At 57.1% G+C, this 12,336-nt stretch carries 12 protein-coding genes; 4 read left to right on the top strand and 8 right to left on the bottom strand.

What is annotated here, in order from left to right; translation table 11 throughout:
* Positions 1–49: 49 nt before the first annotated feature.
* Positions 50–820 (top strand): helix-turn-helix transcriptional regulator, encoded by a 771-nt coding sequence (locus KSF73_07775; GenBank protein MBV1775614.1) that lies wholly within the window; start codon positions 50–52, stop codon positions 818–820.
* 84 nt (positions 821–904) lie between these two features.
* Here KSF73_07775 and KSF73_07770 read toward each other — a convergent pair whose 3' ends face one another.
* From KSF73_07770 to KSF73_07760, 3 genes are all read right to left on the bottom strand, one after another.
* Positions 905–1,336: a hypothetical protein gene (locus KSF73_07770; GenBank protein MBV1775613.1), complete on the bottom strand. Its 432-nt coding sequence runs from the start codon at positions 1,334–1,336 to the stop codon at positions 905–907.
* Between the two features lie 45 nt (positions 1,337–1,381).
* Complete coding sequence (locus KSF73_07765) at positions 1,382–1,642, bottom strand: hypothetical protein (protein MBV1775612.1); 261 nt, start codon at positions 1,640–1,642, stop codon at positions 1,382–1,384.
* Positions 1,643–1,814: 172 nt separating this feature from the next.
* The gene (locus KSF73_07760) at positions 1,815–2,795 is read right to left on the bottom strand and encodes a hypothetical protein (GenBank protein ID MBV1775611.1); all 981 of its coding nucleotides are present in this window, start codon (positions 2,793–2,795) and stop codon (positions 1,815–1,817) included.
* 106 nt (positions 2,796–2,901) lie between these two features.
* On the opposite strand from KSF73_07760, the gene KSF73_07755 reads away from it, so the two are divergent.
* Entirely contained in the window at positions 2,902–3,546 is a 645-nt protein-coding gene (locus tag KSF73_07755) for a hypothetical protein (GenBank protein MBV1775610.1), read from the top strand.
* Complete coding sequence (locus KSF73_07750; protein MBV1775609.1) at positions 3,528–4,451, top strand: CPBP family intramembrane metalloprotease; 924 nt, start codon at positions 3,528–3,530, stop codon at positions 4,449–4,451. The genes KSF73_07755 and KSF73_07750 overlap by 19 nt, the downstream gene beginning before the upstream one ends.
* Here KSF73_07750 and KSF73_07745 read toward each other — a convergent pair whose 3' ends face one another.
* The 4 genes from KSF73_07745 to KSF73_07730 all read right to left on the bottom strand — a co-directional run bounded on the left by KSF73_07745 (position 4,452) and on the right by KSF73_07730 (position 9,323).
* Positions 4,452–6,080 carry an acyl-CoA synthetase gene (locus KSF73_07745; protein ID MBV1775608.1) on the bottom strand — a complete coding sequence of 543 codons (1,629 nt, stop codon included), beginning with the start codon at positions 6,078–6,080 and terminating at the stop codon, positions 4,452–4,454.
* Positions 6,081–6,605: 525 nt separating this feature from the next.
* Positions 6,606–7,073 carry a hypothetical protein gene (locus KSF73_07740; protein MBV1775607.1) on the bottom strand — a complete coding sequence of 156 codons (468 nt, stop codon included), beginning with the start codon at positions 7,071–7,073 and terminating at the stop codon, positions 6,606–6,608.
* The gene (rtcA, locus tag KSF73_07735; protein MBV1775606.1) at positions 7,073–8,107 is read right to left on the bottom strand and encodes an RNA 3'-terminal phosphate cyclase; all 1,035 of its coding nucleotides are present in this window, start codon (positions 8,105–8,107) and stop codon (positions 7,073–7,075) included. The genes KSF73_07740 and rtcA overlap by 1 nt, the downstream gene beginning before the upstream one ends.
* A gap of 1 nt (position 8,108) precedes the next feature.
* The gene (locus KSF73_07730) at positions 8,109–9,323 is read right to left on the bottom strand and encodes an RtcB family protein (GenBank protein ID MBV1775605.1); all 1,215 of its coding nucleotides are present in this window, start codon (positions 9,321–9,323) and stop codon (positions 8,109–8,111) included.
* A gap of 465 nt (positions 9,324–9,788) precedes the next feature.
* Here KSF73_07730 and rtcR point away from each other — a divergent pair, with 465 nt between their 5' ends.
* Positions 9,789–11,378 carry an RNA repair transcriptional activator RtcR gene (gene rtcR / locus KSF73_07725; GenBank protein MBV1775604.1) on the top strand — a complete coding sequence of 530 codons (1,590 nt, stop codon included), beginning with the start codon at positions 9,789–9,791 and terminating at the stop codon, positions 11,376–11,378.
* On the opposite strand, the gene gcvA is transcribed toward rtcR, so the two are convergent.
* Positions 11,350–12,285: a transcriptional regulator GcvA gene (gene gcvA / locus KSF73_07720; protein ID MBV1775603.1), complete on the bottom strand. Its 936-nt coding sequence runs from the start codon at positions 12,283–12,285 to the stop codon at positions 11,350–11,352. The genes rtcR and gcvA overlap by 29 nt on opposite strands.
* Positions 12,286–12,336: the final 51 nt, after the last annotated feature.

Here is a 12,336-nt window from a genome sequence, read left to right as displayed (position 1 = left end):
AACTGCCAACACCCTTCTCAAAACAGACATATCTGCTCAGGATTGCATCATGGCGCGCTTCCAGCATCACGAGACCCTGCCACCCGACGCCCTCATGCCGGTCACCAGCAAGGCAGTGGATTATTCCGGTGAAGATGAAACGCCGCGCCACCAGCACGACTGGGGACAATTTCTCTATGCCGTGCAGGGCGTGATGGTGGTGTGTACTGATGCCGGCCAGTGGATCGTGCCACCCACGCGCGGCGTGTATCTACCCGCCGGCACACCGCACTGGGTGCGCTATATGGGGCCGGTGCAGATTCGTACTCTGTATATCCATCCGCAGTCGCATCCTGATTTACCGATGATGTTGCGTGCGATTGAAATCACGCCGCTACTGCGCGAGCTGATTCTCGCCGCAATGCAGATTTATGATCGCTACACGCTCGATTCACGCGAGGGCAGGGTGATGCTGCTGCTACTGGATGAGCTGACCCAAATGCCCGCCCTGCAGCTGCATCTGCCGCATCCCGCCGATCCGCGTCTTGCAAGGCTGTGCAAAGACCTGCTGGCCCAGCTGGATGAGCCTCACGCACTCTCATTCTGGGCCGACCAGTTCGGCATGGATGAACGCACCATCCAGCGCTGGTTCCACAGGGAAACCGGCATGACTTTTGGCGCATGGCGACAGCAGGCACGTATCCTCAAAGCGGTGGAATTACTGGGGCAGGGCGAAAAAGTCGTCGATGTGGCGCTGGCGCTGGGCTACGACAGCCCGAGTGCCTTCACCACCATGTTCAAGCGCCATCTCGGGTGCACGCCAAGCGCATACTTTGGCTAGCGCGTCTCATCACCTCATCTATTTCATCAGGCAATAAAAAACCCGGCAAACTGCCGGGTTCTGGTTCGAGCGGATACCCGCACCTCATTTCGCTGCCACTGCCTTGGTCTCGGTCTTCTGAGCGACCTGTACCGGCGCAGGCTGAGACTGGGTGCTGGCAGTTACCTTGGCTTCCGTCTTGGTTGCCGGCTTGGTTTCCGTCTTGCCCGAGGTTTGCTTCGCTGCCTTCGGCTTGACTACCGCAACCTGCTTGTCTGCCTTAACCGGTGTCACACTGGATTCGGTCTTGCTCACCGGTTTCGCCGCTGGCTTCACCTCTGTCTGCACGGGCTTGGAGGTCGTCGCAGCAGGTGCAGGTGAAGCCAGCTTGGCGTCCGTTTTCGCCTCTGTCTTAGCTGCTTGCTTCACTTCTGCAGGCTTGGCAGCGGGCGCCTTGTTATCCGTTACAGCCGGAGTCGTTGCGAATGCCAGGGAACCGAAGGCAGTCAAGATCAGAGTCGTCATCAGCTTGTTCATGGTGTTTCTCCTTACATTTTCACAATTCGTTACATTTATCTAGGCTTACTTGGTAGCTGGTGCAGCCGGGGCATCAGTCTTGGCAGCGGGTTTGGCCTCTGCCTTTGCCTCCGTTTTGGCTGCTGCCTTCTTGGCATGCTTGTGTGCTTTCTTCGCCTGCTTGGCCGGTGTGGCTGCTGCTGGCGCTTCTGCCTTGGCGGCCGGTTGTGCTGCCGGATCGGCTTGAGCCGGGGTAGCAGCAGGTTCGGCGGCGAATGCCAGGGTACCGATAACGGTTGCAATCAGGGTGGTGATCAGCTTGTTCATGGTGGTGCTCCTTTGAGGTTTGTTTAACCGGGTGTGCGATTTCGCTGCCCTTGTGAGCATTAACGCCACGGTTTCACCAGCCGATGACACCTGTTGCAATTCATTACAGCGGTAACACTTTTTTCAGACCTTGAATGTTTCCTGAACGATGAAAATGAGGTGTGAATTACCTTTAACGTGCTGATTTACCTGAATAAACGCGCTTATCTTTAAAAAACGACCAGGCGAATTCGGCACTTTCGAGATCGCCATTCTGTTTACCCACAATGGCGGCATAGAGCCGATGTACCCGCTGGCTGATGCTAGGCTCCACATGGCCACCGCCCTCGATCTTCACCAGCGTCACCTGCAAGCCGGATGGATCGCTGCCCCAGCGGCTGACGATGGCACGTGTCGGGTCCTGTTCATCAAGATGGGGCAGGGTGCGGGTATCGACTTCCTCGCCCAGACCATCCACCTTGCGCCAGTCCGCCGCCACCGATTCAATCGGCAACACACTGCCGCGATGCCGGTTGCCCAGATGAATCGGACCACCGGCATAGGGCACAATCGGGTCAGCCGTGCCATTGATAAACAAGGCCGAAACCGGCTGACTCGCCGCACCGCAGCCAGAATCCACCGCCTGCGAACCACTCACCGCCGCAATCGCCGCAATCCGCTTGCCCAGTTCAGTCGCCACCCGAATCGACATGATGGCGCCATTGGACATCCCCATGACATACACCCGCTGCGGATCAACCTGCTGGGTTGCCATCCCCGAATCAATCAGCGCATTGATCAGACCGATATCATTGGTCGCCGGATTACCAGTGGCATCCACCCGGCAATCCCGCCAGCCCTGTTTACCATCCGGCCCGACCTCGCCATCCGGCGCCATCAGTACCAGCCCTTCTCGATCGGCAATGTTCAGCCAGACGGATAGGGGCGCATGCGTTTTTGCCTGCCCCAGCAACTGCTTCGCACTCCCGCCATGCCCATGCAGCAAAATCACCAGCGGCCGCTTGCCAGCAGGCGCATGCTCTGGCGTCACCAGCAGATACTGCCGCTCGCCGTCCGCCTGCTTCAGTGTCTGCGGGGAAATCGTCGCAGCTGTCGCGCCGACTGCCAGCGCCAGCCCGCAGACTGCCAGACCCATCCGAATCATCCGCTGCATGCCTGTCTCCTTCCTGTTGAATGTAACAAGGCCGCTGACAGCGGCTGAGGGGTTTCTACTATCATGCCGTCTCATTCGTTACGTAAAATACTCTTGGGGCACGAACATGGGTATGCATTATGGATTTGTTGCAGTTACAGCAACTGCAGAGGAATTTGAACAGGTCTTTAGTGAGATTTGGCCAGCTCTTGAACGCATTAACACTGCAATACTTCCTTCACTGGAAGCATATTTTGCTTGGAAAGCATCCAATGAACGATTTGTACCCTCTAAAGATTGGACACCAGAAAATACAGGTGCAGAAGTATACGGATTCCTCCAAGATGGAAAATGGTCTGTTCTATTGGATCATTCATATGTCCTTTCTTCAGATTCCGATGCCTTGATCAAGCTAAGTGACTTATTCGGTACTTGCATTACTTTTATCCTTGAAACTTCTGGCGGTACTACAAGCTTCGCCTTTTATCGGCAAGGCAAATTAATCCGTCAAATTGATAATTGTGATGGTGAAATATCACTTGAAGGTGTTCAGCTTCCCGAGGAAATTGGTCTTCAAATTCAGCAGTTTTATATCGAGGAAGCTATCGAACTTCAAAAGCGGCTGGGGTTTCGATTTTTATCAGATGTCCCTCCAAATACCATCATCGCAATCGCAACTATTGATCGAACAGACTATTCGTCCGTCCTTCAGCAACAAGAAGTCCAAGTAGCACCAAATTCACGCTGTAAACCATGGTGGAAGTTTTGGTAGAGAAATTTGACCGCTTTGACCCATCCCAATCGCTCTGTGACATGACCCTGACCCCCTACCTCCTCCTCACCCTCGCCATCTTCGCCATCTACCTTGAGCCGCGGAGACTGCCGCGCATCCCGACAGTCCCGCTGTGGATCATGTGTTTTCTGCTCTCCACGGTAACAGGAACCGTTTTCGGGGTGATCGATCCCACCGTCAGCCTGCTGGCCCTGCTGCCGATGCTCGCTGCAAACGGGTTTTCCGGGCAGCATCCGGTAACGCAGACCCGCATACTGAAAGCACTGGTGGTGATCATCTGCCTGATGCTGGCGCTGCATCTAGTACCGGGCTTCCACAATCTGCGTCTGCTGGATCAGGTGAAACTGCGCCCCGATGCCGCGTCCTTCACCCTCTACGCCAATTACGACAAAGGCGCCGCCGGATTAATCCTGCTGGCGTGGGGCAGCCGCCGCGCGGACTCGCTCGCCGCCATACTGAACAACTGGCGGACGCAACTGACCTACCTGATCGCCACACCGATAATGGCGCTGGGGCTGGCCTGGGCGATGGGGGTGATTCATCCTGATCCTGCGTGGCCTTCGATCACGCCTGTGTTTCTGGCAGTGAATCTACTGTTTACCTGTGTAGCGGAAGAAGCCTTTTTCCGGGGCTGGATTCAGGGCGGGCTGGCACGCCTCTGGCAGCGCAAATCGTGGGGCGAATGGGTGGCGATTGTGATCGGGGCGATGCTGTTTGGTGCGGCACATCTGGGTGGCGGACTCGCCTACGCGCTAGTCGCCACGCTGGCCGGGGTGATGTATGGACGCTGCTATGTACGCGGCAGCATCGAACACGCCGTACTCTGCCATTTTGCGGTGAACACGGCGCATTTTCTGCTGTTTACATATCCGAAGGTGGGCTAATTACTCAAACTGCTTCGCCCGCGTGCGCAGTTCGAATTTCTGGATTTTGCCGGTCGAGGTTTTGGGCAGCTCGCAAAACACCACCATGCGCGGCACCTTGAATCCGGCCAGATGCGTTTTGCAGTGGGCGATGATGTCCTCGGCGCTCACCACCGCGCCCTGTTTGGTTTCGATAAACGCACAGGGCGTTTCGCCCCACTTTTCGTCCGGCTTGGCCACCACGGCGGCCACCATCACCGCAGGATGGCGGTAGAGCACATCTTCGACTTCGATCGAGGAAATGTTCTCCCCGCCCGAGATAATGATGTCCTTGCTGCGATCTTTGATTCTGGCGTACCCATCGGCATCCACCACCGCCAGATCGCCGGAATGGAACCAGCCACCGGCAAAGGTCTTCTCGGTGGCCGTGGGATTTTTCAGATAACCCTTCATGCAGATATTGCCGCGAAACATGATCTCGCCCATGGTTTCGCCATCGTGCGGCACGGGCTCAAGCGTATCCGGATCAAGTACCGTGCAGCCCGCCTGCAAGTGATAACGCACCCCTTGCCGGGCATTGAGTCGCGCCCGTTCGCCGATATCCACATCCCCCCATTCATCCTGCCGGGCACACACAGCCGCCGGTCCGTAGACCTCGGTCAGCCCGTACACATGCGTCAGCTCGAAACCCATGGTCTCCATGCCTTCGATCATGGCGGCAGGCGGCGCTGCCCCCGCAACCTGTGCATAGACGCGATGCTGGATACCGGCTTTCCATTCATCCGGCGCATTGATCAGCATATTGTGGACAATGGGCGCACCGCAGTAGTGGCTCACGCGCTCGCTGCGGATCAGATCAAAAATCTGCTTGGCATCCACCCGGCGCAGGCACACATTCACGCCCGCCCGCGCCGCCACCGACCACGGGAAACACCAGCCATTGCAGTGAAACATTGGCAGCGTCCACAGATACACCGGATGCTTGGGCATATCCCATTCGAGAATCTGGCTGATGGCGTTGAGATAGGCCCCGCGATGGTGATACACCACACCCTTGGGATCGCCCGTGGTGCCGGAGGTGTAGTTCAGACAAATCGAATCCCATTCGTCTTCCACCGTCACCCACGGCTCGGCCGCATCGCCTTCAGCCAGCAGCATTTCATAATCCACGCCGCCAATGGCCTCGCCCTTGCCGGTATACAGCGGATCATCCACATCAATCACCAGCGGCTTCACCTTGGTCAGTGTCAGCGCATCCGCAATCACCCCGGAAAATTCGCGATCTACCAGCACCACCTTTGCCTCGCCATGATCGAGCATAAAGGCAATCGCCTCGGCATTCAGACGGGTATTCAGGGTATTGAGCACCGCACCACTCATCGGCACACCAAAATGTGCCTCCACCATCGCCGGAATATTGGGCAGCATCACTGCCACAGTATCGAACTTCTGCACGCCGCGCCGACGCAAGGCAGACGCCAGCCTGCAGCAGCGCGTATAGGTATCGCCCCAGTTCTGGCGCAGATCGCCATGCACAATGGCGGGCTTCTGTGGATAGACTTCAGCCGCGCGCACCAGAAAATCGATCGGGCTCATCGGTACATGATTGGCGGGATTTTGATCGAGACCGCTTGAGTAGGGGTGACTCATGTTCAGGCTCCTGACGGCGAGGGGCGGGGAATACCCCTCATGACATCATGAGTATCCGCCTGTCAGGCGCGATCTGCCAAGGTGCGGGTGATGGAGTGTGGGGTTTTGGAGAGATGCAAATCAACGCAAAGGATGCGCTGTGAAGGCACCAGATACCAAATGCCGAACAAGGCCTGACATTGCAATAAGTGCGCCCAGAACCAAAAACAAAGAACACAGAAACAATTGCGGATGCTGATCTAATACAGCTCCGTCTCGCGAAAATCCCCCGGCAATTGCAAAACATATTGCGCTAGCAAACAAGTTTAGGAATACACATCCACACCATCCCCAAACAGATGCAGGCGCACGCTCGTGTCTCCAGCAGAAAATCGCACCGGCCAGCAACAAGGGATATACCATGATCCACCACACAACAGGTGTCACCTTTTGAGCAGGTACAAAGTATTCGAGCATCAGAACAGACAGCGCGAGGGAGAGTGAGCCAGCGAGGTTTGATAGGCGCATAGGTTCAATAAAAATTAATTATTCATGAATCTCAAAACAAATCCCACCTCTTACTACATCAGCAAGATACATCTCCTTACTCACAACGCCAATTTTCCTCAAGTACATGCTGAAACCAGCCGATTCAAGCGAGATATCCCCTTGCTGACATTCGAAGCAATATGCAAATCGTTCCCCTCCCTCACGAGGCGTCTCGTTTAATTTGTTTCTTGTCAACGTATCAATCTGAATCCATGCACCGAATGAATCAGTGGACATTTTCATATCAGTGACATCGGCAAAAACAACCGTGGCTGGTGCTAATCGAAACGAGAAATATGTTTCTCCGGGCGCAGGCGCAATCCACTCCAAGATGTAATCAATGTCGAGACGCAGTTCGCACGTCTCGCCAAAAAATGCCATGCCCCGGATATAAACGTCATGCCACTTCAGCGACCCAATATCCTGATCATCCCATTTTCGCAAAACCTGGTCACTTGAACTCATCATCCCCTCACCTCCACCCGCCAGCACTGTTCCGACTCCGCCCGAATCTCAATCTCCACCGGCAGAAACAGCTCAACGATCTGTGCCTGCGTACGCAAATGGCTGGACGCCACGTTGGTGGTGAAACTGCCGCCGCCTGCCAGCGCCAGCGGTAAAAGCAGCTGGTCGGCCAGAAATTCGCCCACCGCAGCCGGGCTTTCAAGGTACTGGCGCAGTGCGTGCGCGGTATGATCCGCCACCTTTTCGGCCGACAATCCGCGCTCGCCAAAACCGCAAAACACCTCGGTGACATTCGCGTGTGTCGCGGTCAGCATCAGCACATTGCCGGGGCCTTCCGAATTGGGGCGCTGGCGCACGTGATCATCAATCATGGCAATCTGCGCCTTCACCCGATCCAGCTCGCGCCGCGCCACATTGCCCGGCACCGAAGCCACCACCGCCTCAGCCATCAATCCCAGCCGCTCGCCTTTTTCCAGCACATGCAATGGCTGCAGGGCAGAGCAGGGCGCGGTATGCGCGACCACTTCGCCGCCACCCGCCGGATAAAATCCATAGCGATTCAGCACAATCTCCAGTGACACCCCCATGCGCTGCATCAGCGGCTGCCAGGCGCGAATCAGAAAATCTGCAGGAGGCGCGGCGCGGTTGTGCGTACCGCCAGTCACTCTGACCGTTGCAGGTGCATCGGCATGCCACAGCGCGGGTAAAACCGTCTGCAGCACCAGCGTGGCGCTACCCGCCGTGCCAATAGCAAAGCGATAGTCGCCACCGCGAATCGGGCCGGGTTCAAAGCTCAAGGTCTGCGACCCCAGCTCCGCCCCGCTGACCCTGGCATCGCACACACTCGCCGCCGCCAGCACTGCAGTCAGATGCTGGCGCAGCAAACCCGGCTTGTCGCGGCCTGCGCGGATGCGGCTGATCCTAAACGGTATCCCCGTAATCATCGACAAACTCAGCGCCGAACGCAGAATCTGCCCGCCGCCCTCTCCATTGGCACCATCGAGTTCAATCCAGTTTTGTTCTTGTTTTTTCATGCTACCCCTTCACACACACCACCTGACGCAAGGTATGCACCACTTCCACGAGATCGGACTGGGCTTGCATCACGGTGTCGATGTCCTTGTAGGCCATCGGAATTTCGTCGATCACATCGGCATCCTTGCGGCATTCGACGTGCTTGGTGGCTTCGATCTGGTCGGCCACGGTAAACAGATTTTTGGCCTTGGTACGGCTCATCTTGCGACCGGCGCCGTGGCTGCACGAGCAGAACGCCTCTTCATTCCCCAATCCGCGCACGATATAGCTCTTGGCTCCCATCGACCCCGGAATGATCCCCAGCTGGCCCTTCTGCGCCGACACCGCGCCCTTGCGGGTGATCAGCACGTCGCGGCCAAAGTGGGTTTCTTTCTGCACATAGTTGTGGTGGCAGTTCACCGCTTCCACATCAGCCGTAAACGGCTTGGCGATCACCTTGCGCGCAGCAGCAATCACGTTCTGCATCATCACCGCACGATTACGGCGCGCATAATCCTGCGCCCAGCCCACGGCTTCCACGTAATCGTCAAAATGCTGGCTGCCTTCCTGAAAGTAGGCCAGATCGCGGTGCGGCAGATTGGCAATGTGCTGACGCATATCGGCCTGTGCCAGTTCGATGAAGTGATTCCCGATCGCATTACCCACCCCGCGCGAACCGGAATGCAGCATGAACCACACACGGTTTTCCTCATCCAGACACACTTCGATAAAGTGATTCCCGGTTCCCAGTGTCCCCAGATGCTTGTAGTTATTGGTGTTTTTCAGCTTGGCGTGCTTGTCGGTGATGCGCTTGAAGCCCTCAGCCAGCTCACCCCACATGGTATCCACCGTTTTGGGCGGTTCGTCCCACGATCCCTTATCGCGCTTACCCGGCGTACGGCCGTGCGGCACGGCGGCTTCAATGGCCGAACGCAGCCTGGCTAGATTATCCGGCAGATCGGATGCGGTCAGCGTGGTACGGGCCGCCATCATCCCGCAGCCAATATCCACCCCCACAGCCGCCGGAATGATCGCGCCAAGGGTCGGGATCACGCTCCCGATGGTCGATCCTTTTCCCAGATGCACATCCGGCATCACTGCCAGATGCTTGAAAATAAACGGCATTTTTGCAGTCTGCATCAGCTGGTGGCGGGCTTCTTCTTCCACCGGCACGCCTTCGGTCCACATCTTGATCTCGGCACGTCCGGGCAGCTGGATGGATTCGTAATGACTCATGTTCTGTACTTTCTTGTTTTGCTTGTTTGGTCGATCCGTTCGACTCGATCAGGAAAAAACCTCAGACCGCCCGCATCCGCCAGCGCAATGCCACGCAGCTCATGCATGGCAAGGCAGAGGAATATACGAGGCCCCGGCAAACCGCAAGTGTCCACACACCCAGTCGAGCGTGGTGCTCATGCGTGGCCCCACACCGACACGTCGCCACACAGGTGGCAGCACTGGCGCGAATGGTCTTGGAAATAGCGGTTTGCATCGTCTTTCCCTTCTTGATTCTGCCGATACACCGTGTATCGGCCTGCCATACACAGTGCGATTTCCGTGCCAGCGCCAGCTTACCCAAGCAAAAATTCACCTATCCATATGATTTGATTGACCAATGTTTAATGAACACGACTGTATCCACTATCCATGCTGATCTGAATTACAATCCATTCATATCGTCTTTTATCTATTGAGATAAATATGAAGCGCAAGCAGGTGGTGTTCGGTTTTATCGGTACGGTGCTCGATTACGTCGGCAAAGGTCAGGATCGCTGGGAAAAATGGCGGCCCACTGTCAGCCTGTGCCAGCAAGCCGATTTCATCGTCGATCGCATCGAATTACTGCACGATCGCCGCACAAAGGGGCTGTTTGATCGCTTAAAGGCAGATATTCAGGCGATTTCGCCGGAAACCGAGGTCGTCAGCATAGAAATCGAGCTGCGCGATCCCTGGGATTTCGAGGAGGTGTATGGTCTCTTGCATGATTTTGCGCGTGGCTACGCCTTCGATACGGAGCAGGCCGATTACCTGATCCACATCACCACCGGCACCCACGTGGCGCAGATTTGCTGGTTTTTGCTGGCCGAAGCCCGTTATCTGCCCGCCCGCATCATCCAGACCTCGCCACCGCGCAAGAAGGATCTGGGCGAAACGGTGGGCAGCGTCACCATCATTGATCTGGATCTTTCCCGCTACGACAAAATCGCCACCCGCTTTGCGCGCGACCACGCCGAGACGCTGTCGTTTCTAAAATCTGGCATCGCCACTCGAAACGCCCGCTTTAATCGCATGATCGAACAGATCGAGCGCGTGTCGATCCGCTCCACTGCGCCGATGCTGCTGTGCGGACCCACGGGTGCGGGCAAATCATTTCTGGCGCGGCGGATTTTCGAGCTGAAAAAAGCCCGGCATCAGCTGGCGGGCCGCTTTGTCGAGGTCAATTGCGCCACCCTGCGCGGCGACAGCGCCATGTCCACGCTATTCGGACACGTCAAAGGTGCGTTTACCGGTGCGCAAACCGAGCGGGCAGGGCTGTTGCGCAGCGCCGATGGGGGGCTACTGTTTCTCGATGAAATTGGCGAACTGGGGCTGGATGAGCAGGCGATGCTGCTGAAAGCCATCGAAGAGAAGCGCTTTTTCCCCTTCGGCGGCGACCGCGAAGTGAGCAGCGATTTCCAGCTGATTGCCGGTACGGTGCGTGATCTCAAGCGCTGGGTGGCCGAGGGCAAATTCCGCGAAGACCTCTACGCGCGTATCAATCTGTGGACATTTGATCTGCCCGGCCTCGCCGAGCGCCGCGAAGACATCGAACCGAATCTGGACTTCGAGCTGACCCGCCACGCCCGCGAACAAGGCGACCAGGTCCGCTTCAACAAGGAAGCCCGCGAGGCTTATCTGCGCTTTGCCATATCGGGTGATGCCGACTGGCGCGGCAATTTCCGCGAGCTCTCCGCCTCGCTCACGCGCATGGCCACACTCGCAGATGCCGGCCGCATCAACGAAACCAATGTCTCGGAAGAAATCGACCGGCTACGCCACCACTGGCAGGATAGCGCCCTCTCGCTGGTGGATGACGTACTGGGCAACGCCGCACGCGAGCTGGATCAATTCGACCGCGTGCAGCTGGAACATGTCATCAAGGTCTGCCGCCAGAGCGCCAGCCTGTCAGATGCAGGCCGGCGGCTCTTCAACGTCTCGCGCACCCAGAAAGCCAGCAGCAACGATGCCGACCGGTTGCGCAAGTATCTGGCGCGGTACCAACTTAGCTGGGAATTGATTCAACCAGCCTGATATTCACCTCCCCCATCACCCACTCCCTGAACGCAACCAGCTTCGGCAGTGCTGCACATTCCGGGCGATACACCACGTAGTAGGCCAGTGGCGACTCGAACAAAATGTCCGGGAACAGGCGTACAAGCCTGCCCGCTGCCAGATCATCACGAGCCATCACACTGCGCGCCAGCGCAATCCCGTGGCCATCAATTGCAGCCTGAAGTACGGCGGCAGCATTGTTGATTTTCATGGAGCGACCGGTAGGTGCCTCGGATACGCCTGCCTTGTGCAACCACGCCTGCCAGCTCGGAAACCCCGCATGCGCATCCATCGACAGGTCGTGGATCAGGGTCATGCCCGTCAAATCAGCTGGGCGCCAGCCTTCCGGATGCGCCATCAGCAAAGCAGGTGAGCACACCGGAAACACTTCCTCATCCATCAGCCTGTCGGCCTGCAAACCCGGCCACTGCCCAGATCCATAGCGCACGCCCACATCAATCTGGCGCGCTCGAAAGTCCACCACATTCAGACTGGTATCCAGCCGCACATCCAGTTCCGGCCATTGCATCTGGAAACGGTCGAGTCGCGGCAGCAACCATTTGGCCGCAAAAGCCGGGCTCACCGTAATGGTCAGCGTGCCACTGGCTGAGCCTGCCTGCAAACGCGCCAGCCCCAGATTCAGCTGATCGAATCCCGAACGGAGGTGGGGCAGGGCATCCTGTGCGGCTTCGGTCGGTACTAGGCGCGACCGCCCGCTGCTGCTGCGATGAAACAGCGGCCCCCCCAGCCAGTCTTCCAGCGTCCGCACCAGCTGGCCGACCGCCGCAGGCGTGACATGCAATTCCTGTGCAGCTGCAGAAAAACTCTGGTGGCGGGCACTGGCTTCAAATGCCCGCAAGGCATTGAGGTGAACGGGTGCTTTCATATCGGTAAAGAATTTCTTTCAGATAGTGCAACTTTATCTCGTTTGTGCCGA

Source organism: Burkholderiaceae bacterium DAT-1 (assembly GCA_019084025.1).
Lineage (GTDB): Bacteria > Pseudomonadota > Gammaproteobacteria > Burkholderiales > Chitinimonadaceae > DAT-1.
The sequence above is the reverse complement of the archived record's forward strand: the minus strand, read 5'-3'. Positions and strand labels throughout refer to the sequence as shown.

What these genes read in the sequence shown, in the direction of transcription:
- KSF73_07775 (MBV1775614.1), top strand. Translation starts at nt 50, where the DNA reads ATGGCGCGCTTCCAGCATCACGAGACCCTGCCACCCGACGCCCTCATG.
- KSF73_07770 (MBV1775613.1), bottom strand. Translation starts at nt 1,336, where the DNA reads ATGAACAAGCTGATGACGACTCTGATCTTGACTGCCTTCGGTTCCCTG.
- KSF73_07765 (MBV1775612.1), bottom strand. Translation starts at nt 1,642, where the DNA reads ATGAACAAGCTGATCACCACCCTGATTGCAACCGTTATCGGTACCCTG.
- KSF73_07760 (MBV1775611.1), bottom strand. Translation starts at nt 2,795, where the DNA reads ATGCAGCGGATGATTCGGATGGGTCTGGCAGTCTGCGGGCTGGCGCTG.
- KSF73_07755 (MBV1775610.1), top strand. Translation starts at nt 2,902, where the DNA reads ATGGGTATGCATTATGGATTTGTTGCAGTTACAGCAACTGCAGAGGAA.
- KSF73_07750 (MBV1775609.1), top strand. Translation starts at nt 3,528, where the DNA reads ATGGTGGAAGTTTTGGTAGAGAAATTTGACCGCTTTGACCCATCCCAA.
- KSF73_07745 (MBV1775608.1), bottom strand. Translation starts at nt 6,080, where the DNA reads ATGAGTCACCCCTACTCAAGCGGTCTCGATCAAAATCCCGCCAATCAT.
- KSF73_07740 (MBV1775607.1), bottom strand. Translation starts at nt 7,073, where the DNA reads ATGAGTTCAAGTGACCAGGTTTTGCGAAAATGGGATGATCAGGATATT.
- rtcA (MBV1775606.1), bottom strand. Translation starts at nt 8,107, where the DNA reads ATGAAAAAACAAGAACAAAACTGGATTGAACTCGATGGTGCCAATGGA.
- KSF73_07730 (MBV1775605.1), bottom strand. Translation starts at nt 9,323, where the DNA reads ATGAGTCATTACGAATCCATCCAGCTGCCCGGACGTGCCGAGATCAAG.
- rtcR (MBV1775604.1), top strand. Translation starts at nt 9,789, where the DNA reads ATGAAGCGCAAGCAGGTGGTGTTCGGTTTTATCGGTACGGTGCTCGAT.
- gcvA (MBV1775603.1), bottom strand. Translation starts at nt 12,285, where the DNA reads ATGAAAGCACCCGTTCACCTCAATGCCTTGCGGGCATTTGAAGCCAGT.